At 41.6% G+C, this 24,560-nt stretch carries 24 protein-coding genes; 3 read left to right on the forward strand and 21 right to left on the reverse strand.

Annotated features, from left to right (window positions below):
• Positions 1 to 16 precede the first annotated feature (16 nt).
• The 4 genes from ACHZES_RS05985 to ACHZES_RS06000 form a co-directional block, all read right to left on the reverse strand.
• Positions 17 to 847, reverse strand: coding sequence for a carbohydrate ABC transporter permease (locus tag ACHZES_RS05985; RefSeq protein WP_154525640.1), 831 nt, complete (start codon positions 845 to 847; stop codon positions 17 to 19).
• Positions 837 to 1,736, reverse strand: coding sequence for a carbohydrate ABC transporter permease (locus ACHZES_RS05990; RefSeq protein WP_242843184.1), 900 nt, complete (start codon positions 1,734 to 1,736; stop codon positions 837 to 839). Before ACHZES_RS05990 ends, ACHZES_RS05985 begins: the two co-directional genes overlap by 11 nt.
• A gap of 76 nt (positions 1,737 to 1,812) precedes the next feature.
• Entirely contained in the window at positions 1,813 to 3,228 is a 1,416-nt protein-coding gene (locus ACHZES_RS05995) for an extracellular solute-binding protein (protein WP_038284130.1), read from the reverse strand.
• A 346-nt stretch (positions 3,229 to 3,574) separates the two neighbouring features.
• On the reverse strand, positions 3,575 to 4,495 hold the full coding sequence (locus ACHZES_RS06000) for an ArsR/SmtB family transcription factor (protein WP_395548795.1): 921 nt from the start codon (positions 4,493 to 4,495) through the stop codon (positions 3,575 to 3,577).
• A 340-nt stretch (positions 4,496 to 4,835) separates the two neighbouring features.
• On the opposite strand from ACHZES_RS06000, the gene ACHZES_RS06005 reads away from it, so the two are divergent.
• Positions 4,836 to 6,197 carry an APC family permease gene (locus ACHZES_RS06005; protein WP_395548794.1) on the forward strand — a complete coding sequence of 454 codons (1,362 nt, stop codon included), beginning with the start codon at positions 4,836 to 4,838 and terminating at the stop codon, positions 6,195 to 6,197.
• 104 nt (positions 6,198 to 6,301) lie between these two features.
• Complete coding sequence (locus ACHZES_RS06010) at positions 6,302 to 7,183, forward strand: EFR1 family ferrodoxin (protein ID WP_395548793.1); 882 nt, start codon at positions 6,302 to 6,304, stop codon at positions 7,181 to 7,183.
• Between the two features lie 74 nt (positions 7,184 to 7,257).
• Here ACHZES_RS06010 and ACHZES_RS06015 read toward each other — a convergent pair whose 3' ends face one another.
• The 10 genes from ACHZES_RS06015 to ACHZES_RS06060 form a co-directional block, all read right to left on the reverse strand.
• The gene (locus tag ACHZES_RS06015; RefSeq protein WP_038284136.1) at positions 7,258 to 7,473 is read right to left on the reverse strand and encodes a hypothetical protein; all 216 of its coding nucleotides are present in this window, start codon (positions 7,471 to 7,473) and stop codon (positions 7,258 to 7,260) included.
• A 79-nt stretch (positions 7,474 to 7,552) separates the two neighbouring features.
• Complete coding sequence (locus ACHZES_RS06020) at positions 7,553 to 8,257, reverse strand: response regulator (protein ID WP_038284137.1); 705 nt, start codon at positions 8,255 to 8,257, stop codon at positions 7,553 to 7,555.
• Between the two features lie 46 nt (positions 8,258 to 8,303).
• Positions 8,304 to 9,830, reverse strand: coding sequence for an ATP-binding protein (locus ACHZES_RS06025; protein WP_395548792.1), 1,527 nt, complete (start codon positions 9,828 to 9,830; stop codon positions 8,304 to 8,306).
• A 104-nt stretch (positions 9,831 to 9,934) separates the two neighbouring features.
• Positions 9,935 to 11,020, reverse strand: a complete 1,086-nt coding sequence (locus ACHZES_RS06030) for a sodium ion-translocating decarboxylase subunit beta (protein ID WP_395548791.1) — start codon at positions 11,018 to 11,020, stop codon at positions 9,935 to 9,937.
• A 385-nt stretch (positions 11,021 to 11,405) separates the two neighbouring features.
• Positions 11,406 to 11,942, reverse strand: coding sequence for a nitroreductase family protein (locus tag ACHZES_RS06035; protein ID WP_038284141.1), 537 nt, complete (start codon positions 11,940 to 11,942; stop codon positions 11,406 to 11,408).
• A gap of 52 nt (positions 11,943 to 11,994) precedes the next feature.
• Complete coding sequence (locus tag ACHZES_RS06040) at positions 11,995 to 13,044, reverse strand: glycoside hydrolase family protein (RefSeq protein ID WP_395548790.1); 1,050 nt, start codon at positions 13,042 to 13,044, stop codon at positions 11,995 to 11,997.
• Between the two features lie 131 nt (positions 13,045 to 13,175).
• Positions 13,176 to 13,613, reverse strand: a complete 438-nt coding sequence (locus ACHZES_RS06045) for an RbsD/FucU family protein (RefSeq protein ID WP_154525656.1) — start codon at positions 13,611 to 13,613, stop codon at positions 13,176 to 13,178.
• A gap of 14 nt (positions 13,614 to 13,627) precedes the next feature.
• A complete protein-coding gene (locus ACHZES_RS06050; RefSeq protein WP_038284143.1) occupies positions 13,628 to 14,317 on the reverse strand; it encodes a class II aldolase/adducin family protein in 690 nt (229 codons plus the stop codon).
• A 13-nt stretch (positions 14,318 to 14,330) separates the two neighbouring features.
• A complete protein-coding gene (locus ACHZES_RS06055; RefSeq protein ID WP_395548789.1) occupies positions 14,331 to 15,797 on the reverse strand; it encodes a rhamnulokinase family protein in 1,467 nt (488 codons plus the stop codon).
• 11 nt (positions 15,798 to 15,808) lie between these two features.
• Entirely contained in the window at positions 15,809 to 17,602 is a 1,794-nt protein-coding gene (locus ACHZES_RS06060) for an L-fucose isomerase (protein WP_395548788.1), read from the reverse strand.
• Between the two features lie 213 nt (positions 17,603 to 17,815).
• On the opposite strand from ACHZES_RS06060, the gene ACHZES_RS06065 reads away from it, so the two are divergent.
• Entirely contained in the window at positions 17,816 to 18,670 is an 855-nt protein-coding gene (locus tag ACHZES_RS06065; protein ID WP_038284900.1) for an AraC family transcriptional regulator, read from the forward strand.
• 80 nt (positions 18,671 to 18,750) lie between these two features.
• Here ACHZES_RS06065 and ACHZES_RS06070 read toward each other — a convergent pair whose 3' ends face one another.
• The 7 genes from ACHZES_RS06070 to ACHZES_RS06100 form a co-directional block, all read right to left on the reverse strand.
• Positions 18,751 to 20,142, reverse strand: coding sequence for an MATE family efflux transporter (locus tag ACHZES_RS06070; protein ID WP_395548787.1), 1,392 nt, complete (start codon positions 20,140 to 20,142; stop codon positions 18,751 to 18,753).
• Between the two features lie 16 nt (positions 20,143 to 20,158).
• Positions 20,159 to 20,614: a MarR family winged helix-turn-helix transcriptional regulator gene (locus ACHZES_RS06075; RefSeq protein WP_051835382.1), complete on the reverse strand. Its 456-nt coding sequence runs from the start codon at positions 20,612 to 20,614 to the stop codon at positions 20,159 to 20,161.
• Positions 20,615 to 20,799: 185 nt separating this feature from the next.
• The gene (locus tag ACHZES_RS06080) at positions 20,800 to 21,390 is read right to left on the reverse strand and encodes a TetR/AcrR family transcriptional regulator (RefSeq protein WP_038284895.1); all 591 of its coding nucleotides are present in this window, start codon (positions 21,388 to 21,390) and stop codon (positions 20,800 to 20,802) included.
• A gap of 41 nt (positions 21,391 to 21,431) precedes the next feature.
• Positions 21,432 to 21,824, reverse strand: a complete 393-nt coding sequence (locus tag ACHZES_RS06085; protein ID WP_038284893.1) for an HsmA family protein — start codon at positions 21,822 to 21,824, stop codon at positions 21,432 to 21,434.
• 4 nt (positions 21,825 to 21,828) lie between these two features.
• Positions 21,829 to 22,254 (reverse strand): hypothetical protein, encoded by a 426-nt coding sequence (locus ACHZES_RS06090; protein ID WP_154525668.1) that lies wholly within the window; start codon positions 22,252 to 22,254, stop codon positions 21,829 to 21,831.
• Positions 22,255 to 22,392: 138 nt separating this feature from the next.
• On the reverse strand, positions 22,393 to 23,268 hold the full coding sequence (locus tag ACHZES_RS06095) for an effector binding domain-containing protein (protein WP_395548786.1): 876 nt from the start codon (positions 23,266 to 23,268) through the stop codon (positions 22,393 to 22,395).
• Between the two features lie 19 nt (positions 23,269 to 23,287).
• A complete protein-coding gene (locus ACHZES_RS06100; RefSeq protein WP_395548785.1) occupies positions 23,288 to 24,406 on the reverse strand; it encodes a C45 family autoproteolytic acyltransferase/hydolase in 1,119 nt (372 codons plus the stop codon).
• Positions 24,407 to 24,560 lie beyond the last annotated feature (154 nt).

Here is a 24,560-nt window from a genome sequence, read left to right on the forward strand (position 1 = left end):
TATATATTTATTATAATCATCCCTTAACGCCGGACATCGTGATTCCCTGCACGATCTGTTTTTCAAAGATAAGATAAATGATAATGGCAGGAATGGATGCGATCATATTAGCCGTCATCGGTTTCACATAATCCACGGTATAGGTTCCGGCAAAAATGGGAATGCCCACAGGCAATGTAAATTTACTGCTGTCCATGGCGCAGAGCAGAGGCCATAGATAATTATTCCAGCTTCCAATAAATGCGAAAATACTGATGGTAGAGATTACTGCCTTTGATAAGGGCATGATGATCCGGGCAAAAATCGTAATCTCTCCGGCTCCGTCGATTCTGGCAGCTTCTATAAGAGAATCCGGAAGCCCTTTAAAAAATGTCACCATGATTATTAGATTCATGGATACTGCCACGGACGGAAAAAGCAATCCTGCATATGTATCAATCAGCTTTAATCCATTGGCAGTAATAAACAGCGGCACAATGGTTGCTTCCCCCGGTACCATGAGTCCCAGCAAAAAGTAAAGATACAGCTTATTTCTCCCTAAAAATTTAATTTTTGCCAGAGCATAGGCCGCCATAGCGGAAAATAAGACTGTTAAAACTGTAACAAGAACTGCAACGATCACGGAATTCATCAGCCACTTGGCAACATCGGAACCGATGATCAGATCCAGATAATTCCGAAACGTGTAGGGGGGTGAAAACCAGCTGCCCACGCTTATGATCTGCTTCCCCTCATACTGCAGGGATACGAAAAAGGCCCAGATCACAGGTGCCAGAAAAATGAGGGCCAGCCCTGCGGACAAAAGAGTCAGCACAACGCTCCCTGCCTTTACTTTCTTACGCTTCATCTTCCCTTTCCCCCTTCCTCTGAACCGCCTTCTGAATAAACGTACATACCACCAGAATGGCAAACAGCACATAGGACATGGCCGCAGCATAGCCCATATTGTTCTTCGTAAATCCTGTCTCATAGATATACTGGATCAAAGGCTTTGTACTACCTGCCGGCCCTCCTGCCGTGATTAACTGGATCTGGCCGAACACCTTGAAGCTGGCGATAATCTGCAGCATGACGATTAAGTAGGTGGTGGGCTTTAATAAAGGCAGAACAATGGAAAACAGCTGCTGCCATTTCGCCGCTCCGTCAATTTCCGCTGCCTCGTATATCTCCGGAGAGATGTCCTGCAGCGCCGATAAATATAAAAGCATGGAAAATCCCACGGTCCACCATACGGTCATCATAGTAACGACCGCCCATGCATGATTTGTGTCAATCAGCCACTGGATTTCCGATCCTGGACCTAAAATCCCGATCAGATGGAGCATTCCGTTTACAAATCCCATATAGGGTGCAAACATGTATTTTGCAATAAAGGACGCAACAGAAACAGATATAATACTGGGAAGATAATATGCGATCCTTAACCCCCGCCTGATCTTCACCGGCCTATTGGCAAACAGCGCCAGTATCAAAGCCATGATCACCAGGAACGGTACGGAAAGGATGACAAAGATGATCGTATGTTTCAGTGCGTCAACAAACTTCTGATCCGACAAAAATTTAATATAATTATCCAGTCCTACAAATTTTACCTTACCCATTAAGGACCACTTATGCAGGCTCACATACAGCCCCTGAATCACCGGCCATATGGTAAAAACCGTATATAAGGCCAAAAAAGGAAGGCATAATCCCAGGCCTGTAGCCATATCTCTTACTTTTCTGCTTCTGCTCAAATTACTGTCCTCCCTAACCATGCAATCCTATTTACAAAGAGGGGAGAAAGATTCCCCCCTCTAGTTTCACTAAATGTTACGGAAGGTTTGACTCAAGCTCATCATATAAGGCATCAATTCCTGAAGCAGCATCTCCCTTTCCTGTCCAGATAGTATCCAGGCTGTCGATCATCCCTTTCTTCATTCCATTAAAGGTAGAAACCTTTGCCGGAAGGACTGCTTTCTCCACCTCAGACATGTAGCTGCTTCTATATGGAAGTGCCTTATAGGCGTCACTTGCAAGAACCTCCTTGCATGCTGGAATCTGGCCGGAGCCTGCCCAGGTCACGCCGCCATTCATGGATGCTGCTACCATGAATTCCACCGCTGCTTTGCTGTCGGCTTCATTCCTTGAATTCTTTGTAGGAAGAATGAAGGTATGGGAATCAGCCCAGCAGTTTTCGGTATCAAAAAGTTTTGGGAATGCCATAGGTACGAATTTTAAGTTATCCGTCTGCTCAAAAGCACCTACCGCCCAGGTTCCGCCGATGCAGATTCCTGCTTTTCCGGTCTGGAAGAACTTCTGGTGATCATCAATGCCTTCGGCAACGTAACCCTTGTCATACAGTCCCTTTACAAACTCCGCTGCTTTAACTGCCTTTTCCTTATCAAGGGTGACCTCCTTGCCGTCATCACTGACGATAGGGGTTCCTCCCATCTGGAAATAGGTTGCCCACCACAGACGGTATGGATCGTCTCCATTGTTGGTAATGGCGATGGTTGTGCCGTCTTCCGGGATCACGGCCTTGATCTTATCACAAACGGCATAGAAGTCATCCACGCTCTTAATATCAACTGCTCCGGCCGCATTTAAGGTCACTCCGGCCTTTTCCAATAACTCTTTGTTGAAATACATGATCTCTGCATGTGTGTCCAAAGGTATGGCATAGACTTCTCCGTCAAAAGTCACAGCATCAATGGAGGCCTGTGAATAATGCTGGCTCAAATCGACACCCAGCTCGTCAAGATATGTAGTGATCGGCTGTACCACACCGTCTTCCACCAGCTGAGGAAGAGAAGATGCATGGGAAATGCCGATATCAGGCCCTTTTCCGGCAGCAACAGCCGTCTGCAGCTTTGTATAATAATCCGCCCATACAAGCATGATAGACTGTACCTGTTTCGTCGGGTTCGTACTATTGTAGTCCTCGATCATCTTGGTCATGAAACCGCCGTCACCGCCGCTGAATAAGGACCACATGACCAGTTTGTTGGCATCCACTGCCACCTGCTCTGGATTGTTTACCGTTCCGTCGTCATTGACATTCTTTGTTTCTTCTGTAGCTGCTGCTGACGTTTCTCCTTTAGAAGTTTCCTTGTTCTCCTGGGTTCCCTGTGCTGCCTGGGTCCCCGCAGTTGTCTGCGTTGTTGCGCTGCTTCCGCATCCTGACAATGCCGCCATAACCAGTGCCGCTGCACCTAATGCAGCCATCCATTTTTTGCCTCTTCTCATAATTACCTCCTTGTTTTGTTTTGTTAACCTCGCAAACCATAAAACAGCCTGTCGTTTTTTGTCCAATAGAAGCTTGACTAACAACAGTATTACTGTTTCAATAAATCAACCATACACCTTTTTATTGTGTAAGTCAATATATTATTCTCTATTTTATATAATAATTTGTATAATATTCCCCTTTACAACAGTATTACTGTTTTATTATTTATTTCTATTATACAAAAAAATAGAATCCCTGTTATAATACAACGTTTCCACTTTCAAGCGCAAGGCAACGAAAAAACAACCGCCCGGAAAATATGCATATTCTCCAAATGGTTGTTTCCTCTTTCACCATATATCATCAATATTCGATTTCCATAATAATATCCTGGGCGTAATCGCCGAAGGTTTTGCCAAAAAGATTAAAGCCGCCCTCATATTCTGTATCCTTTTTATTTCCGATAGTCATGCTGATAAAGGCATTTTCTGATAACGCGAGGTCATTGATCCTGATTTTGGAGGCTCGCTCTCCGTTTATATAGCTTCCGTCTCCTTTGATCTCCCATTTTACCAAAAGACCGTATTGGGTAGAACCATTGGGCCATATGGAAGGAGTAAGTCTCCCTCTTCTGGACCCGAAGTCCCCCGGACAGCACCAGGTGGCACATTCCACACCGTTTATCCACATGGTAATGTCAGACTTCCAGTCCTCCGCATATCCGGGCGCTTCCGAGCATATCTCCATGGAAAAGGATAGCCTCACCGGCCGTTTCCCATTAGGAAGCAGATTGGGAAACCGGTATTCCACACGGCCTTTGGAGGTCCACAAGAGACCGGCATCCATCCGTTCCGGCAGATAAAAGCTGTATACCTTATCTTCCATTCCCACCACTCCTGAAGTGGTATATAACCCGCAGGTAGGAAAAATGCTGCAGTCCACAAATGCACCCACCGGCATTTCAATGCTTAATACCTCATTGATCTGGCTGCTTCTCGGCAAAAAGCAGAGATTGGCATAATCCTGTTTCCGGCTGCAGACCTTCATAGTTCCGTGACTCCCAGGCTGTTCCTCCATACGGATCAAATCCGCGGCTTCAAGAAGCTTCAAATGAAAAGCGGCGCTGGACTGTGGAAGATCAAGAGCTTCCGCGATCTGGCTTATTGAAAAATTGTCCTGGTATAACAGCTTGATGATCTCAAGCCGGACAGGTGATGAGATCGCCTTGCCAAACTCACAGATCTCTTTGATATTTTCCAGAGTATACTCCTTTATTTTTGCCATGAGCCTCTCTCCTTTTATTCTTTTTAGAACCTTAAGCGTTTAAAGACGTACCCATATTTGATACTAATCATACATTAATTCCGGCAATGCTGTCAATCCCGGCTTCGGGTCTTTATTACCGTCATTTTCCTCTTTTGGAAAATAATTATTTTAACGAAAAATAAACCTTAAATAAGAAAATTCTAGCTGTATTCTATTAAACTTTATGATAAAATAAAAAAAGTTTCCTCATCCATAAATAGGGCCATAATATTATCAAATCTGGTTGTATGGCATTTATTTTCTTTGATGATGAAAGAATAATATAAAGGAATCCTATGGATCATAGGACTGGTAAACTATGGAACCGAAATTAGAAAAGAAATATGGTCTTTTTACAGCCATTGCAATGGTTGTAGGTATCGTCATCGGAAGCGGTGTGTTTTTTAAGGCGGAAAAGATCCTTACGGCAACCGGAGGCAATTTAAAAGAGGGCATACTGGCGTGGGTGATCGGGGGTATCATAATGATTTCCTGCGCTTACACGTTTTCTGTCATGGCCACCAAATATCAGTATATCAATGGTGTGGTAGATTACGCAGAAGCAACAATGGGGAAAAAATATGCCTATTATGTCGGCTGGTTTATGGCAGCGATTTATTATCCCACAATAACCTCGGTACTTGCATGGGTCTCCGCCCGGTATACTTGCGTAATCTTTGGTTTTTCTATTACAGGCGGAGAATGTATGACCATCGCCTGCCTTTATCTGATTTCCAGCTTTACAATGAATGCTTTATCTCCTGTTTTGGCTGGAAAATTCCAGGTAAGCACTACGATTATTAAACTGATTCCCCTCTTCTTAATGGCAGTTGTCGGAACATTTGCAGGGCTTCGCAGCGGTATGACGATGTATAACTTCACCCACTACGTGTCCCAAAGCACTACCAACGGGTTGTTTAAGGCTGTTGTTGCAGCAAGCTTTGCCTATGAAGGCTGGATCATTGCAACCTGTATTAATGCAGAGTTAAAAAATGCAAAGAAAAATCTTCCTTTGGCTTTGATTGCTGGTACTTTTATTACCATGTCCATTTACATCCTGTATTATATTGGTTTGGCCGGAACGATTAAAAATGAGGTGATGATGGCTGGTGGTGAAGCCGGTGCCAAGCTGGCATTCCAAACAGTATTCACCTCAGCAGGCGGTTCCCTTTTGTTTGTATTCGTCATCATTTCATGCCTGGGTACCTTAAACGGGCTGATGCTTGGCTGTACACGGGGAATTTATTCAATCGCTGCAAGGGGTCTTGGCCCTAAGCCCAAGGTTTTCAGCCAGGTAGATCCGGCGACCAATATGCCTGTTAATTCCGCAATTATGGGGTTGTTTCTTTGCAGCCTCTGGTTATTTTATTTTTATGGAGCAAACCTAACTTCCAACTGGTTTGGATTCTTCAGCTTTGATTCTTCGGAATTGCCAATTATCACAATTTATGCCCTGTACATCCCTATTTTCATAATGTTCATGATAAAAGGGAAGGAGCTTAACTTTTTCAACCGGATCCTAATGCCTTGCATATCCCTTGCAGGCTGTATCTTTATGATTGCTGCCGCATGGTTTGCCCATGGAATTGCTGCGATCGCCTATCTGGTTGTGTTTTTTGTTATCATGGCTTTTGGCGCTGTGCTTTTGCATAAGACAAAACAACCAGTCAACGAGATTTAACATAAAAAGAAAATTAGTATAGAGATTCTGGCAGCCGCTTTTTGTAACAAAAGCGGCTTGCTATTTATCTAAATCATATAAGTATTTGGAAGGAGAAAATCTTAATGGATAATAAAAATCTTACCGTCAAAACCGTTACATTAGCATACTTCTCCGGAACAGGAGGCACAAAAGCCATTGTATCCTGCTTTGAAACCAAGTTTATAAAATCTGGAATCCATGTAAATGTGATTGATATATCTTGTCGCAATACATATCATGAGGAAAAAGCACCGGATCTTCTAATCATCTTCTCTCCTGTATACGCCTTTAGACTAGCCACTATCATGGAACAATGGGTAAAGAATCTGCCCAAAGCACAGAATATACCAGCCGCAGTTATCTCTGTTTCCGGCGGCGGAGAAGTCTCACCCAATACCGCATGCCGCGTTCACTGTAAGCGCTTGTTGGTTAAAAAGGGGTATCATCCGATCTATGAAAAAATGTTTGTGATGCCCTCTAATTATGGCTCTCAGGCAGAATTCCAATTAAATCTCCAATTGCTTAATGTCATTCCACTAAAAGTGACCCAGGCCATCACAGAGATTTTATCAGGTAAGATATCCCTTACAAAGCCTAGGGCTCTTGATCATTTTTTTGCATTCATAGGCAAATCAGAGCACTTTGGTGCAAAAATCTTCGGCTTATCTATCCATGCCTCAAAAGAATGTACCCAATGTGGTCTATGTGCTAGAAAATGTCCATCTAATAACATTAAGATCCAAAACGGCCTCCCAAAGTTTGGATCTAATTGTATGTGGTGTTTGAAATGCATCTATGATTGCCCACATCATGCCCTTTCTCCGGGAGTTTTTAAGTTTTCCGTTTTAAAAGACGGCTATAACTTAACAGAAATGAGTGAGAAGGCAAAGACCCAGTGCGACGCAGAATATCAGCCCTCTGGAAGTATGCTCTGGCAGGGAGCTATCGATTACTTAAAAAAATAAGTTTCTGAAAATGCCATAATAAGCGGGGTGCCGCTTCATAGCTGATCCACAGCTGCGAAGCGGCACCCTCTTTATTAAATATCGTCATGCTTATTTCCCGTTTTGTAATCGTCTCTAGCCCAGTTTGGAGCATTGATCGGACCGGCTTTGTCATTTCCATTTTTCGCAGCCCCCTGAATTTCTGGCACATGGGCCTGCTCATTTTTTGGTCGATGCATTTTCTCACGATTCTCCGTTCCATGATTGTTTGAATCATAAGGACTCGGTCTTCTCATACCTGCTTTTGCCATAATGATACCTCCTATCTGTCGATAGTTTTTGTATTTCCACGGAAACTATGCAGAGAATATCATTCTTTATCGCTTTAGATTATCCTATATCTTCGATCAATCGGTATCCCACTCCAATTTCCGTTAAAATGTATTGAGGATTCGCTGTATCTTTTTCGATTTTTCTCCTTAAGTTTGCTACATTTACCCGAAGGGCTTTGCTTTTGTTCACATAAGGCCCCCAAAGTTCACGGCATAGAAATTCATGAGTCAATACAGTACCTGCATTTAGAGAGAGAAGGACGATAATCCGATATTCAATTGGGGTTAAATGTACCGTTTCTCCGTCTACTGTAACGATTCTTTTATCATAATCTATATATAAATCCGCCGAGTTGAATGGCTGGTTCAATATGCTATTCTTTATTTTCGATATATGCCCTCTTCGCAAGGCCGTTCCGATTCTTGCCACTAGAATCGCATTGTTGAAAGGTTTTGTAATATAGTCATCTGCACCGCTGTCGAGAGCCGATACAATGCACTTATCCTCATTCCTTGCCGATATAATAATCACAGGAACCATACTCCAGCTTCTAATAGACTTAAGTACTTCCATACCATCCATATCCGGCAGTCCCAAATCCAACAAGATTAAATCCGGGCAATGGGATGAGGCAAAGGAAATGGCTTCTTGCCCATTGACGGCTTTCAACACCCGATATCCTTGTAATTCCAATTTAACAGAAATGAATTCGATGATTGCTTTTTCATCCTCTACGATCATAATAACATGTTTATTTTCCATATCAAAACCTTTCTATCATCTGCAGCCGCCATGCCACTGGCAATCTTTAAAGCTCATTATTGTCAAGCGGTAATGTGAACACAAATTGTGCTCCGCCTTCCGGCCGATTATTTGCATATATTTCTCCTCCATGCGCTCTGATTATGGTTTTACAAATGGAGAGCCCGATTCCTAAATTTCGCGTTGAATCTTTATATGGGTTCTCCGGTGTAACCGTAAAGTTAAATAGCATCGGAAGAATCTTTGGATCTATTCCAGGGCCTGTATCTGTTATGATAAAACTCACAAAATCATCCTCTTCTTTTACTTCGATTGTCACATCCGACCTCTGTCCCAAAGCATGTCTTTGTGAATTTTCCAAAATATTAGTAAGAACTTGAGTGATCAACATAATATCTATGGGAAGTAAAATCACATTGTCAGGCTGAATCACCGTGATCTTGGTATTCGGAAAGCGTTTGCGAAACGTTGTGACCGCTCCCTCAATCACCTCTTCCACAATTTCTTCTGATTTATCAATCACCATATCATTATTCTGGATCTTTGTAATGGACAATATGTTTTCAATCATATTTAAAAGCCATTGGGAATCATTTTGAATCCCCTCCACCAGTTTGGCCCGCATTTCAGAAGGAACCTTATCCCCCTCTTCCAGCAAAGTAGAACTGGCACCTATAATCCCGGTAAGCGGAGTTCTTAAGTCGTGAGATATACTTCTTAAAAAGCTGTTCTTTACTTTTTCCGTTTCCATCATCACCTTAGTTTCCTGCTTCTCTGCCATAAGATGATACATTCTAAGAGCCTGAGCCGTTTGATCCGCTATTAATTCCAAAAACATCTTTTGTTTATTGTCCAAATCCTTCTCTTTGAAAGAAAAAGTAAAGACTCCATAAGTGATGTTTTGAGTCGTTATGGGCAAAAAGTAGCCATAGTCTTTATCTTCCAGAGCTTCCTGCCTATCCGCAGAAAGCCTTACTAAGCTAAATACTTCCTCCTGCGTAAAAAATTCAAAACCCACATCATCATTTGCCTGCATAAAATAAGGGTTTAGCTTTCCGCTTGGTTTGATATCTTCAAAAAAGGCTACGGAATGCATTAACTCATCCTTTAAGTAATCCATAGAGTATCTAATAATCGTATGCAGATCCCTTGTGGAAAGAAGCTTTCTGTTAATGCTGTACAGCAATTCCGCATGCTGACACTTCTGCCTTGCTTGCTTTGCCTGCGTCTTAATGCTGGTAGTAATAATGCTGCTGGTGAAAACTACAAACAACAGTATAATAAGAGTTACCGGAAAGTTCACAGTAAAACTAAAACCAAATCTTGGAGAAGTTATCAAATAATCATAAGTAAATACGCCTATCACTGCTGATGTTACTCCATAGATATATCCTTCTGTAACAGCTGTAATAATAAATATTGCCATGGACATTACAATATTTATATTTTGATATCCCAAATTATTACGGTAAAGAACTTCGCAGATAAGTAATGTACCGCAAAGAATGCAGGAAGAGAAAATAATATTTTTAACCCTTTTCTTGTCCAAATCAACCACCCTACACTTTTTCATATGTTATTTAAGTAAATGCATGGAATCATTTTCATGCATGATGAAGCATTGTCTATCATGAATAGTATATCATTGTTTTAGCTGTCATAGCTATCATAAATTTATTATCCGAACAAGGAAATAAAAATTCCCGCTATAATTGCGGAACCTATGGTACTTGCAACAATCGGTCCCATTGCATGCATTAAAAGATGGTTTGTAGGATCGTATTCGTGACCTAATCTTTGTGATATTCTGGCAGCCATTGGCATCGCGGATACACCTGCATTTCCTATGAGGGGATTTACCTTTCCTCCTGTTAATTTGCATAATAGCTTTGCTACCAATACTCCCCCGGCGGTTCCCATGACAAATGCAAAAAGACCTAAGATAATAATAAAAAGTGTTTTAATATTCAATACCCTCTCAGCGGTTGCACTTCCTCCAATGGATAAGCCAATTAATAAGGTAAGAAGATTCAGCAAATCCCCCTCAAGCATTCTGACTAACCGTTCTGCCACGCCGCTCTCCCGGATAAGATTACCAAGCATCAGCATTGATATCAATGTTGCAGCGGAAGGAACGAAGATTAATACCAACAAAGTCATTGCAATAGGAAAAAGAATTCTCTTTCTCCTGGACACCTCTTTCGGAATAGGCATAATTACCATTCTTTCTTTTTGAGTGGTAAGTGCTCTCATGATCGGCGGCTGAATAAGAGGAACTAAAGCCATATAAGAATACGCTGCAATCGTAATGGTCGGAAGCAGATGACTTGCCAGCTGCTTTGTGATATAAATAGAAGTCGGACCATCTGAACTTCCTATTACTCCGATGGCTGCCGCTTCCTGCATGGTAAAGTTTACAAAGCCGGGGACAAAATAGGAAATTATATGTCCTAAACCTAATGCCCCAAACATGGCCGCAAAAATACCAACCTGACCTCCAAGACCAATTAGCGCTGTCTTAGGGGATGAAATTAAGGGACTGAAATCCGTCATTGCGCCAATGCAGATAAAAATCATGGGAGGATAAATCCCAAGCTCAATGCCCTTATACAGATAATAAATCAGTCCTCCTTCATCATAAGAGGACAGACCCGCATTTGATATATTAGCAATAAGCATTCCAAATGCCAATGGAAGAAGAAGCAAGGGCTCATATCTTTTTTCCACTGCCATATATGCAAGGGCAAGTGCCAAAAATATCATGATTATTTCTGATAGTGTTAAATTGCTTATTATGTTTGTAATAAAATTAATAACGATCATCTCCTAATTGTTTGTATTGTTACTCGATTATGCGGCCATTATTGATGAACAATTATACCTGGAATTTGGTTTTCTTTTCATATTTTATATCCAATGGTTTTGATCGATAAGAAATGATCATCTTTCTTTGTGAATTGATTGTAAAAGCGTAACTTTCTAACATACTTTTCTCCTTTTTTATCATAAATTTATTCATTTGTATTAATTATAAAAGAAATATGTATAAAGAAGATGTTAAGAAAATAACCCATTCACCATCATTTTGGCAAAAGAAAAAAGTCAGTACAATGCCATAGGCAAAATACTGACTTTTAAAATTAGAAGTTTAAACAAACCGGACAATTTCTTCCAGTGGTTTGCGGGTTTTCTTCCGCACCGTCTGATTTGCAGGGTATCCGGCTGCAATTAACCCACATATATGCTTTTCCAGCGGAATATCCAGCAGCTTAGCTACTTTTTCTCTATCAAACATTCCCAATATGCAAGTACCGATTCCCTGTGATTCGGCTTCCAGACAAAGATAAGCCGTTGCCGCTCCAATATCGCCTGGAGCAAAATACTGACTGTCTACAAGGCATTTAACATGAGGCATTAAATTTGCATGTTCTTCAACCACAACAAAAAATGCCCGTGCTTTAGAAGCAAATGCATTGGAACCACCTAACTGCTGTGCAGATTCCGCTATCTGTTCCATAAGTTCAGGATTTTCGACTACAACAAAGCTCCAGGGCTGACCATTACATCCGGAAGGCGCCAGGTGGGCCGCCTCAACACATTTAACCAGCTTTTCATGTTCTATCGGTTGATCGTTAAAATTTCTACAACTTTGCCTGCGAAGGCATAAATCCATAAAATCTTCCATTTTAATTGCTCCTTTCTATTAAAGCCTTATAAATAAAGGCTGAATAAATAATTTAATATTGCTTTAAAGGAATCACCATATTCCAGGTATTTTCCGCATCAAAAAAACTTTCCGTCCCATCGCTCGTTGCAAAGAACATATGAGTCGCCTTACCGTTTTCAAATAAGATAAAGGGACGATCTAGATTTCCCATCTGGCGTACCTTTCCATCATCCCATAACACATGACGGGAATAGGTCAGTTCTCCCATGTTAAGAGTCCACTCAAGACCATTCTCAGAATAGCCATGAACACCTCCATATTTTTCACCGCATATGTTTCCATGCATGTCTTTTGCAATCATCTGATAGTAAGGACCTTCTTTCCAAATAAACGGATCCTCAATCTCTATGGATTCATCTACAAACAACGGGGTTTCCTGCATCACATGATATGGCCCAAGAGCATCTTTAGCCATTGCTGCTCCGATTGTCATCCGTCCATATGTATCTCCTGTATATGGCATCGGTTTATATGATCTCGCTTTAAACAGCAGAACAACCGAACCATCTTCTCCTATGCATGGTGCCGGATTCGAGGTCAGGAAATTGTCAAAATGTCCTGGTCTGGTTGGAAGTATGGGACGATCAGAGCGTGTCCATGGTCCAAAAACACTTTTAGCGGTTGCGATTCCGACTCTTTTATTCGCACGGGCTACAATCGAACGATAGTCGTTGTGGACCAGCTGCTCTCCCTCCTTTAAATCCGGAAATGGATGGGTAGAACCTATATAATACAATACGTATGTGTCTCCCCATTTTGTAATTTGAGGATTATGTGTCATTCTCCCATCCCAATATTCCGCGCCTCTAGCTGGGAGCACTACCTCTTCAAACTGATATGGCCCCTCCGGCGTATCGGAACTGGCGCGAACAATTTCTGAAAGGGAAAGCCAGCCCGGATGCATCGGCTGTGATTTCGGCCAGCGCGATGCGAACATATGATACCGGTTATCTTCCCCTTTAATTACAGATCCGCACCAAACCCAATATCCTTCCATCCTAAATCCTCCGCCAACTGGAGCCGGAAGCATTCTTTCTTTTAAATCCATTAGATTTTCCATCTGCATTTTCCTCTGTTTCTAACAAATCATCCTTAGAGAAAAACTGTACTACGAGAAAATGAGTACAGTTTTTTCTAGTTGATCTATTTTATTATATCATCCTATGCTGCATTTATTAAGTAAAATTTCTATTATTTTACAACACCTTTTTGCAGCATGATATTGGCATACAAGGCCTGTTCTCCCGTAGCAATTACCGCATAGGCTTTCTTCGCCTCCCGGTAAAAATCAAAACGTTCCAGATACCCGGTTGCTTCCTCACCAAGTCCTTCTTTTTGCATTATAATCTTATTATAATCTTCCCAGATCAGAACTTCTACCTGATCACCTTCCACTACTTTCATTAAATGCACTGGTTTTTCTACATAGCGGTCAAGAGGAAATACTGACAGCACGGCTTCCAGAATATCCGGGACAGAATGCCCATCCATACGGATCACATTCCCATCTTTTCCAACAGACTCAGCGGGAAAATTGCCATCAGCGATCACAAGCACGTCCCCATGCCCCATCTCACATAAGACCTTCAGCAGTTCCGGCGACAAAACCGGAGGAATTCCTTTCAGCATACCTGCCTCCCCATTTATTTATTATATTTTTTGTAACCCGGATGTCTTCCTGTCACTCCGTAGCTTTCTCTCATAGAAATCAGTCGATCGATATTTTCTTCGGATATTTCCTTTGCCCCGCCTAACAAATGGGCATTCAGGCTGATTTTTGCAAACAGTTCCAGAGTTTCCATCCGGTAGTAAGCAGTGAGTAAGTCAGCTCCTACCACAAGGGCACCGTGATTTTGCAGCAACACGGCATCATGATGTTCCAGATACGGCGCAATCGCATCCGGGACTTCATATGTGGATGGTGTTCCGTAAGGGGTGACCGGTACGGAACCCAATGCAATTACGGTCTCAATCATGGAGTATTCGTCCAGGGATTTGCCGGCCACTGCATATCCTGTTGCAACTGGTGGGTGGGCATGTAAAACAGCCCCTACATCCTCCCTCTCTTTATAACAGCGCAGATGCATTTTTATCTCAGAAGACGGGCGGCTTCCATCAAGTCCTTCCAAAACATTTCCATTCTCATCAATTCGGAGCAGTTTTTCCGGCGTAATGAAGCTTTTGCTGATGCCGGTAGGCGTCACGAAAAAGCTCCCATCCTCCAGTTTTACTGACACATTTCCATCATTGGCTGCCACCCAGCCTAACTGCCACATCTTGTGGCAGATCTCACACATTTGTTCTTTTAATTCTTTATATTGGCTATCTATCATCGTTCTTCCTTTCTTAGAAATTTTCACGGTACCACTGATACGCCTCTTCCCACCGATCTGCATGCTTTGGTTCATATCGAATCGGCTCCACAGATTCCGCCAGAACCTTTCTTGCCTGCTGCAAATTCGAAAACTCATGATCCGCCATATACTGGACCATCACATTACCAAATGCAGTTGCTTCTATTGGACCGGCAACCACCGTACAGTTACAGGCGTCAGCAGTCATCTGGCAAAGCAGCCTGCTTTGAGCGCCTCCTCCCACAAGATAGATTGTGGAATACGTTTTTCCTGTACACTCTGCAATTTCATCCAGCGCTTTTCGATAGGCCATAGCCAGACTTTGGTTTATGCAGCAAATGATTTCTCCTTCTGTCTCTGGTACCGTTTGACCGGTTTTTCTGCAAAAGCTGCGGATCCGTTCCGGCACATCACCTGGCGGAACAAATTCTGGAGCATCCGGCATAATAAAACTTTTTAACAGTTCAGCCTCGGAAGCCAACTCCTCCAGCCTTGCAAAATCATAGTTCTTTCCTTCCCTGATCCACTGTCTCCGGCTTTCCTGTACCAGCCAAAGTCCAATGATATTTTTAAGAAAAGAATACTTTCCTTCTACACCAAGCTCATTTGTTATGTTATATTTCTGTGACTTTTCGTTGATTATCGGTGTATCCAGTTCTGTTCCCAGAATGGACCAAGTCCCACAGCTTAGGATGATATAGTCTTTCTCCTGGGTCGGAATAGCTGCCATAGCGCTCTGGGTATCATGGCCGGCGACTGCGATGACGTTTGCCGGCAATATTCCAAGTTCTTCACAGATCGAGTGACTTACTTTTCCGGTTGCGGTTCCCCAAGTGACCAGAGGTGTGAATAATTTTTCCGGCAGATTGAGCCGCTTTATCACTTCCCATGACCATTGCTTTTCCCTCATATCAAAAAGCTGAGTTGTTGATGCAATGGAGCATTCACTTTTTTTCTCTCCAGAAAGAAAATAGCGGAATAAATCGGGCATAAGTAAAAGGGAATCTGCCTGTTCCAGGAGTCCGGATGAATCCGCATGGAGAGCCAGAAGCTGAAACGCTGTGTTGATTTCCATGAACTGATTACCCGTGATTTCATAAAATCTATTTTTATCAATCATCTGTTCACTTTTTTTTAAGAAACCTGCTGTGCGGTTATCCCGGTAATGGACCGGATTGCCAAACAGCCTTCCATTGGAATCAAGCAGGCCAAAATCCACGCCCCATGTATCAATTCCGATACTGCCAAATCCGCCATAGCTTTTGGCCTTTAAAAGTCCCTGTTTTATCTCATAAAACAATCGGGGGAAATCCCAGTACATCGTATCTCCCATGGTAACCGGATCATTAGAAAAACGATGGATCGTTTCTAAAGAAATTCGTTTGCCATCATATTTCCCTGCCATGATCCGTCCGCTGGATGCGCCAATGTCCGTTGCTAATACTTGTTTTTGCATCATAATAGTTCCACCTATTTATAAAGGGGACCGTATGTCTGACACGCCCGGTAATCCTGCCCCTCTTTATCCATACCAAAAGCATTCCATGCGGCCGGCCTAAAGATCTTTTCTTCGGGAACATTATGCAGACTGACAGGGATTCTGAGTATGGAGCACAAGGTAATTAAGTCGGCCCCCACATGTCCATAACTGATTGCCCCGTGATTAGCGCCCCAGTTGTTCATCAGATCATAGGCACTTGCAAATGCACCCTGTCCTGTGATAATAGGGGTAAACCAGGTACAAGGCCATGTATAATCGGTTCTCTTCCAAAGAACATCCGACACTTCCTCCGGCAGATGAACGGTGTACCCTTCTGCAATCTGCAGGGATGGTCCAAGGCCTTTGACCAGGTTCAGACGGATCATAGTCACTGGCATCTCACAATCAGTGAGGAAACGGGAAGAAAATCCGCCGCCCCTAAAATATCCGAAATCAGCCTGATTCCATGTGGTGGCTTCCATGATCTGTTTCTGGTCTTCTTCCGTCACCTCAAACCAAGGCTTTATCATGCGGTTTCCGCTTTTATCCACAGCCTTTCCACTGGCATCCAAACAAGCGGCACCGGAATTTATTAAGTGCAGGAATCCGCCGGCTTCTTTTGACCGTCCCTCCAGGTTATAGTCTGTGACACGTTTTACGGCGGCTTCACTCCAGTAGGTACGAACATCTGCAAAAATCTGTGCCCGATTTGTAAGAAGTTTTAAGAATAGCATACCGATCCCGTTTAACACATCATTCTCCGTTGCCAATATGTATGGTTCCCTTGCGCCATTCCAATCAAAGGAACTATTAAGCATGGCCTCGGCAAAGTCGCCATTGGGATAGAAATCCGTCCACTGACGCTGTCCCTGGAAGCCTGCGGCAATTGCATTATGCCCTAAGGATTCTTCTTCAAAGCCTTTATCCAGATTCGGATTGCCATTCATCAGATCCTTGATAATGCACATCATTTTTACAACAAATTCCCAATCCTTCTCTGTTTCTTCCTGGCTCTTTTGCACTGCTTCCGGATTTTTGTCAAAGCCTATGACACAATTATTCTTTGTCCATGCCAGTGCCTTATCAAATTCTTCTTTATCGTAAATGCCTTCTGTCATCCTACGGATGATTTCCACTTCATCCACAGATTCAACTCTCATACCTAAGTATTCTTCTATGAAAGATGGATCAATGATGGATCCGCCGATTCCCATACAAATAGAACCAATCTGGAGATAGGATTTTCCTCTCATGGTAGCTACAGCTACGGCAGCACGACCGAAACGGAGCAGTTTTTCTTTCACATCTTCAGGTATCCCGGTCTCATCGGCATCCTGCACATCCTGACCATAAATCCCAAAAGCAGGAAGGCCTTTCTGAGCATGAGTTGCTAACACGGAAGCCAAATATACAGCTCCCGGACGTTCTGTTCCATTCAGTCCCCAAACTCCTTTGATGGTTTTTGTATCCATATCCATTGTCTCTGCCCCATAACACCAGCAGGGGGTTACCGTCAAGGTGATATCCACACCTGCCCTGCGGAATTTATCCGCACAAGCGGCTGCTTCGCCGACACCCCCAATGGTGGTATCTGCAATTACCACGTTTACAGGGTCACCGTTAGAATAACAAATGTTACTTTGGAACAATTCCGCCGCTGCCTTCGCCATATTCATGGTCTGGTCTTCCAGCGATTCCCTTACTTTCAAGTATCCTCTTCTTCCGTCAATCACGGGACGAATCCCTATCACCGGGTAACTTCCAATTAATCTGCTCACTGCCATATTCCTTCCTCCTTTTATTTGAATAGGAAAACGATTGCTTCTACCTGTAGTGTATCATATTGGATCCGATGATTCTTGTCTGATATTTGCAAAAAGTATAATAATATTCATATGTTTATCTGGAATATCATTGATTTTTTTATTCTGTTGGTATTATAATGTCAATAGATACTACTTCCGTTGCTTAATTGTAAAACCAAAGAGGTGAAAGCCATGCAATATCTTAAATATAAAGAAAACAAAAGCCACGGTACATCTGAATTTCCTGTTGGCTATTACTATGTGAATCATCTTCATCCGCAATATACCATGCCCTATCACTGGCATGAAGAGCTGGAATTTATTCATATTATAGAAGGGGAATTTGAGGTGACGATTGATGAAAACAGCCGGCTCGCCCGGCCTGGAGATATTCTCATTGTCAACAGCGGCTGCCTGCACGGAGGCGTCCCCCATGACTGCACTTACGAATGCATCGTTATCCCATGCAGCATCCTGTTGGGCAAATCCTTTGCTTCTCCTTTTTTGGACAAATTAAATAGATGTGAGCTGAGATTGGATGAATACTATCCATACGATCCAAACAAGATCTATTCCTTAATGGAAGAGTTCTTTCGGATTATAAGAGGTATAACGGTCAAGCAAGAGCTAATTGCCATCGGACTATTAAATCAGATCATAGGGTATATGTATTCTGAAAACCGCTATGTCATCCCTGACCAGGCGGAACGATCTAAGCATAAGAACATTTACCTTTTAAAAAATGTACTGGATTATATTGATCATAATTACTCTAACAAAATAGAACTGAATGATCTGGCAAGAATTACCGGAATGTCCCCCAAATATTTCTGCCGCTTTTTCTTCGAAATGACTTCCCGGACGCCCATCGATTATGTGAATTATTACCGCATTGAACGGGCCTGCTATCAGCTGATAACCACCAATGACTCCATAACAGAAATCTCACTTTCCTGTGGATTTAATGATATCAGTTATTTTATTAAGACTTTCAAAAAATACAAAGGGAAATCTCCCAGACAGTATATCAAGGAACTTATTCCATAACTGCAAAATGCGAACGGAATCTAAAAACGGTCATTATGCATTGGTTATATACCATACATAATGACCCTCAAACTCAAAAGTCAACACGCCATAGCGTTCGATTCTCTCTCGGTTTCTAATTTCTTTAATACACGCTTAAACTGGGTAGCAAACATGATGCCGGTTATTGTAACGGCAATCATATCAGCGATTGGCTCTGCTAAAAATACTGCATTTACCTTATTTTCTAGAAATAAAGGTAATATATAAATAAGTGGAATTAAAAGAATTATTTTGCGCAGAACAGCTAAGAATACAGATACTTTTGCTTTTCCTAATGCTATAAAAGTCTGCTGGCAACTGACTTGAATTCCAAATAGTAAAGAAGCTGCCATATAAATTCTCATTGCCTTAATAGTAATATCAATCAACTCTGCTTCTTTTGAAAAAATTCCAGCAAATACTTGGGGAAAGAACATTGCAATTGCCCATAATACGATTGAATAACTTAGTGATGCCTTTAGTAGTAATAAAAATGCTTCTTTCACTCTGGTGCCATTACCCGATCCGTAATTAAAGCTAATAATTGGTGTAGCTCCTTGAGTCAGCCCAACTAATGGAAGCATAGAAAACTGCATAACACTGGAAAGGATGGTCATGGCTCCAACGGATAGATCTCCACCATGTTTGAGTAAGGAGGTATTAAATGATACGGCTAAAATGCTTTCTGTTGATTGCATAATAAATGGTGCTAATCCAAGGGCAATACATGGTAATAATACTTTAAAATCTATTTTTAAATATTTTCTCTTGATTTTTAAGAAGGTTTTATCCCCATTAAGAAATTTAATAACCCATAAAGCAGAAACTCCCTGTGATATTATAGTTGCTAAAGCGGCACCTTTTACCCCCATATTAAACCCAAAGATAAAGATCGGATCTAAAATAATATTTAATATTGCTCCGACTAGTACTGTAAGCATGCTTGTTTTGGCAAAACCTTGTGCAGTAATAAATGCATTTAGACCTAAGGCCAGTTGGACAAACAAGGTTCCATAAGCATAGATCTTTAAATAATCCAATGCATACTTAAACGTATTCTGGCTGGCCCCAAATGCCATTAACATATTTTCTCCAAATAAAAGAACTACAACTGTTAATATTATTGAAATAAGCACCAATGCCGTTGTGCAGTTTCCCAGTATTTTTTCAGCAGTATCTTTATCACCTTTTCCCATCATAATCGAAGAGCGTGGTGCACCACCCATGCTAACTAATGCAGCAAATGCTGATATGACCATAATGATTGGCATTGTAACACCTACTCCAGTTAACGCTGTAGCACCTACATCAGGAATATGTCCAATATACATTCTATCCACCATATTGTACAGAAGGTTGATAATCTGCGCTGTAATTGCAGGAACAGCCATACTAAAAAGTAACTTTTTTATACTTTTAGTTCCTAATTCACTTTGTTGCTTATTTTTCATTTCTTCTATCTCCCCTTTATTCTTCAAGCTGATCAATGATGTTTTGATACATTTTATTTAATACTGTCTCCATTGCTTCATATTCTTTCCCAGTAATATTACATGTAAGAATAGAAAAAAACTCTTTTTGAGCCTCAAGTAATTTTTCCACAATTGGAATAGCCACTGGTTCGATTTTTAGATGAGTACATCTTTTGTCTATTTCATCTGTCTCATAGGATAAATAGCCTCTTCTATATAAGGAATCTACGGATTTTGATATCATAGACTTTGACATAGCACGATATCTGGCTATATCACGTGCGGTATTAAACGGAGCGTTGTTATACAAATACAAAAGTACATCGATTTCATTCTGGGTCAATTGCAATTCCTCAGTTAGTTGATAAAATACCTTTTCATACACCTTTTTTAACTTCCAGTTAAAGATTAAAAAAAGACTGTTTTTATTATTAACCGGTTCATTCTTCATTTATATTCACCTCGCTTTAATATAGTTCAACATTGAACTATATTATCATATATATTCCAAGTTTTCAATACACATCCCACTAGTAAAATATTATCATTAGCTGAAAACCCTTTGTTTTAGGCATAAAAAAGAGGCTAAGTCTTTAGTCTATCGTTGACCGAAACCTCACCTCTTTATTAACCACATTAATTTGATATCCCGTTGACGTCAGGGGGCATCTTCGAAAAGTATGCTCTTAATACTTTCATTGCAATCCCAAGATCGTCATCACCTCTTAGAAATCTCCCCATATAAATGGCAACAATATAATTGATGATCTCTGTTCTTGAGCACTTCGCTTCTACTTCTTTCAGTTCATCCGTATGAAGATCTACCAACACTTCAACCCAAGATTCTAGTTTTTCATTAATATGTTTCACAGGAAAATTAGCTTGCATATCACATTTGTTTACAGTACTTGAAGAATTATTACTGACAGCACCATGTATCTTTTGAAAACTCTTAAAAAACAGGCTGTAAGACTGTTCCACATGGTCGATAAAATCTATATTATCGCAATTAAGGATGCCTTCTTGATACATTGCTTTTTCCCAAAAATATCCTAACACTTCTCTTTGAAGCTGTTCTTTGTCTCCAAAATAATTATATAACGTTCCTACTGAAACTCCTGTTCGGCTGGCTAAGTCTCTCAAAGTCAAAGTCCTGACAGTTCCTGAAGTTAGCAGTTCCAACCCTATTTTTAAGATATCTTCTCTGCTCACATCAACTTTCTTCATTTCGTTACCTACTTCTTTCTTATTAAATAAACTTTATTTAACTAGCCTCTCATTCCCATAAACATACCAACAAAATATGGGATTAACCAAAATCCCCAAACAATCACACTAAACCTATGGAAATTCTCTTTCGCTTTTTCTGATCCTTTTATTAGTACATAAATTGCCCATAGGAAATGAACTAGCATAAGCATGATTGCTAAACCACCAGTAAATCTATGGATATAAAATGTGGTTAAATTAGAGATATCTTTCTTTCCAGCAATGATCGACATTAAAGTAGTCCCTGTCGTATCGAAGATCAGACCTAAACCAAAGTATACTGCGTGTATTTTCTTTAAAACTTTTTCTTTATGTTCACTCCAAACACCAATTGTATAAAATACCAAAGCCAGGGATATTGTAACAATTGCACTCACTAATAATCCGTTCATAAAATCACGCCCTTTCAAATTTAATATATCTAGCTACAAACCTAGTTCCACAGGAAAAAAGTGCAAATCCCAATCCTGAATAAAAAAATGCAATAAACCAATTAGGAACTAGATGATAATATCTAATTAAAATGCCTCCGCTCATCATGATAGCGATAATGACATACTGCTTTCTATCAAAAAACTTCCAAAAAGCCACTTTATCTTCCTCGTAACCTCTAATTCTTATCTCATGCCTTCGTACTAATTTTGAAAAAATCTTTAAATAAAAAAATAAAAATATGATAGAAGCACCTAAAAGAATAAGTCCTAATGAAGTAGACTTTTGTAAAAACGGATAGCCCGTTTTCATGACCATAAATCCTGCAAACATCCATACACAGCCTGCAATCAATAATAAACATTGTTTTTTTACTATAAATGGTTTCATATCCGACACCTCCTTTGAACGTCATTTAATTGAACATTGTTCAAATGAACTAAGTTCAATATACTCCTATGAGAAGGCTGTGTCAATATTTTTTTTCGAATCGCTCCCTGCAAAATACCATCCTTTGTCCGTAGCTGTTTATCTCACTGGAATATACAAATCCACCTCAGAGTCCGGATGATCGTATCCAAGGAAGCGTTCATCATAAAGCTCGAAGTCCTCCCGCCAGTCTAATTCTTCTTTCGTAGTGAGAAACCATGTTCCCCAGATGTAGTCAAAGGTCTGAGGCAGCATCCGCAAAGTACCTCGGTGTGTAAAAACCGCGTAGCGCCCCTCAGGGATTACCTTCTGCACAAAGGGCTCGGTTAGCCCCTCAAAAGACGATACTTCCGTTCCCGCCACTTCGGTAAAAAGGATATCCTCATTCATGGTGTACAGCGTGTTTTCTGCACATGCCTCGCAGATACCAAAGGATCTCCCGCCTGGGATTCGGTTGGGAATTTGACTATATAGGGAATTAGTCCTATCCCACAGTTCCCGCAGGCGGTTGTCCCGCAAGGTCGTTTCTCCCCGAATCCCCGCGACCCTGATCTCCGGCAGTTCAACGATCCGCGGATGGACCGTCACATTGCGGACCAGATGATCCAACAATCCTGTATCCAGGCGTTCTTTCCCGCCAATGAAGATGTCCAGGCGGTTTTGACGATAGCTTTGAGGACTGACCTTATAGATAGCTTTGAATGCACGGCTAAAAGCTTCCGGAGAATCAAAGCCGTATTCAATGGCTATATCTATTATTTTAAGGTCTGAATACAGAAGCTTCTTGGATGCGTCAGCTAGACGTCGCTTCTTGATGTAGCTGCCTATGCTTTCACCCAGGATCGCTGTGAATTGTCGATTTAGATGATAATAAGAATATCCGGCTGCCTTTGCCACATCCTCGACCTTAATATTGTATCCCAGATGGTTTTCAATATATATAACCGCCTGCTCCAATGATTTTCTATAATTCACAGCAATCCTCCTTCTGCTTTTAAGTTAACGGCTGCCAATCATAAGTGCCTGGTGCCGCTTTCTCTAAATTAATCTCCACCGTCTGCATACCATCTTCCAACGGTTGGGTAATATCATAGGTATGCCAGCCATTTTCGGACCGGCCGCCCCAGCAAAGGTCAATGATACCGTCTGATGGCGAAATTACCATGCTCTTGGTGGTTCCGAAATACTCCTCGAAGTAATGACAGCATAGGCCATCCGGATACTTAGCCAGCAGCATTTCCTTAAGCTGTGCCTGAGTTACTTCGTTTTGATTTGCAATCTGTTTTTTGATATATTCGAACCGTCTTGCGGAATGCGCCATTACCTTGGGTTCCATCGACTGAAGATCTGGAAAAAGCGCATGGTTCGTAGCATACAACTCCTGCTCTTTGGAATCCGGACCAATCTGCTTGACAGCGGTACGGCCATCCAACGTTTCTACCAGAGCGGCATTTCCAGCCTTATCCAGCAGAATCATATTTAAGTTATAAGCGATGGGCATCCCTTCCAGATATTTGAGCGATTCGGTTACGTCCTTGCAGTTTTCCAGAAGAGCACGGGTAACCGCCCAAAACTGGAGACCTTTGAGTTTCGGTGATCGCATATAGGGAAGAGCCCCTACCGGAAAGCCACAGGAACTCATCGTGACGGCAAGGCCGTGTTCGTTAAATCCATCATCCCGTCCGAAGTGGAGTACACTGGTCCCCATATGCGAGTATTTTCCTGTGACACTGGTTTTAATCAGACAGAAATCCTCAGCTTCGTGACTGAACTCATAGTTACGGGCAAGCAGGGGTTTCCTATCGGCAGTGCGGCTTGGCAGCAGTGCAATATGACTGCACCGGGGAAGCAGATAAGTCATTCCGTAAAAAAATACCTGCTCAGGTTTTACCTTCAGCGCATCGGCAAAACCGCAAAGTTCTTCTGTGAGACCGGGACACCAGCGGTCAAAAAGTTTTGCCGCTTCCTCAACCTGCTTTAGGCCAAAGCCCTCTATTTCGGCAGTATGGGTTGCTTGCAGCTGCGGGATTGCAGCGGTCATTTTTCCGAACTGATATCCAATTTCATAGCTTGTTCCGGCAAGCTCTGCGGTGTAGGTTTGTATTTTTAGCATAGTGTTGATTCCTCCTTGTATTCGTTTTCTTTAGTTTACCGAAACAATGGAGGGGCTGCATGATATTTTCTGCTAAACCATTATACCATAGTGGAGTTTGAAAACAAATAAAGGTACATCTTCATAATAGAAAATGTACCTTTATTATTTAACC

This window comes from Lacrimispora sanguinis, from assembly GCF_044987295.1.
Lineage (GTDB): Bacteria > Bacillota > Clostridia > Lachnospirales > Lachnospiraceae > Lacrimispora > Lacrimispora celerecrescens_B.

Coding starts and splice junctions, on each gene's coding strand:
- ACHZES_RS05985 (WP_154525640.1), bottom strand. CDS start 847: ATGAAGCGTAAGAAAGTAAAGGCAGGGAGCGTTGTGCTGACTCTTTTG.
- ACHZES_RS05995 (WP_038284130.1), bottom strand. CDS start 3,228: ATGAGAAGAGGCAAAAAATGGATGGCTGCATTAGGTGCAGCGGCACTG.
- ACHZES_RS06000 (WP_395548795.1), bottom strand. CDS start 4,495: ATGGCAAAAATAAAGGAGTATACTCTGGAAAATATCAAAGAGATCTGT.
- ACHZES_RS06005 (WP_395548794.1), top strand. CDS start 4,836: ATGGAACCGAAATTAGAAAAGAAATATGGTCTTTTTACAGCCATTGCA.
- ACHZES_RS06010 (WP_395548793.1), top strand. CDS start 6,302: ATGGATAATAAAAATCTTACCGTCAAAACCGTTACATTAGCATACTTC.
- ACHZES_RS06015 (WP_038284136.1), bottom strand. CDS start 7,473: ATGGCAAAAGCAGGTATGAGAAGACCGAGTCCTTATGATTCAAACAAT.
- ACHZES_RS06020 (WP_038284137.1), bottom strand. CDS start 8,257: ATGGAAAATAAACATGTTATTATGATCGTAGAGGATGAAAAAGCAATC.
- ACHZES_RS06025 (WP_395548792.1), bottom strand. CDS start 9,830: ATGAAAAAGTGTAGGGTGGTTGATTTGGACAAGAAAAGGGTTAAAAAT.
- ACHZES_RS06030 (WP_395548791.1), bottom strand. CDS start 11,020: ATGATATTTTTGGCACTTGCCCTTGCATATATGGCAGTGGAAAAAAGA.
- ACHZES_RS06035 (WP_038284141.1), bottom strand. CDS start 11,942: ATGGAAGATTTTATGGATTTATGCCTTCGCAGGCAAAGTTGTAGAAAT.
- ACHZES_RS06040 (WP_395548790.1), bottom strand. CDS start 13,044: ATGGAAAATCTAATGGATTTAAAAGAAAGAATGCTTCCGGCTCCAGTT.
- ACHZES_RS06045 (WP_154525656.1), bottom strand. CDS start 13,613: ATGCTGAAAGGAATTCCTCCGGTTTTGTCGCCGGAACTGCTGAAGGTC.
- ACHZES_RS06050 (WP_038284143.1), bottom strand. CDS start 14,317: ATGATAGATAGCCAATATAAAGAATTAAAAGAACAAATGTGTGAGATC.
- ACHZES_RS06055 (WP_395548789.1), bottom strand. CDS start 15,797: ATGATGCAAAAACAAGTATTAGCAACGGACATTGGCGCATCCAGCGGA.
- ACHZES_RS06060 (WP_395548788.1), bottom strand. CDS start 17,602: ATGGCAGTGAGCAGATTAATTGGAAGTTACCCGGTGATAGGGATTCGT.
- ACHZES_RS06065 (WP_038284900.1), top strand. CDS start 17,816: ATGCAATATCTTAAATATAAAGAAAACAAAAGCCACGGTACATCTGAA.
- ACHZES_RS06070 (WP_395548787.1), bottom strand. CDS start 20,142: ATGAAAAATAAGCAACAAAGTGAATTAGGAACTAAAAGTATAAAAAAG.
- ACHZES_RS06075 (WP_051835382.1), bottom strand. CDS start 20,614: ATGAAGAATGAACCGGTTAATAATAAAAACAGTCTTTTTTTAATCTTT.
- ACHZES_RS06080 (WP_038284895.1), bottom strand. CDS start 21,390: ATGAAGAAAGTTGATGTGAGCAGAGAAGATATCTTAAAAATAGGGTTG.
- ACHZES_RS06085 (WP_038284893.1), bottom strand. CDS start 21,824: ATGAACGGATTATTAGTGAGTGCAATTGTTACAATATCCCTGGCTTTG.
- ACHZES_RS06090 (WP_154525668.1), bottom strand. CDS start 22,254: ATGAAACCATTTATAGTAAAAAAACAATGTTTATTATTGATTGCAGGC.
- ACHZES_RS06100 (WP_395548785.1), bottom strand. CDS start 24,406: ATGCTAAAAATACAAACCTACACCGCAGAGCTTGCCGGAACAAGCTAT.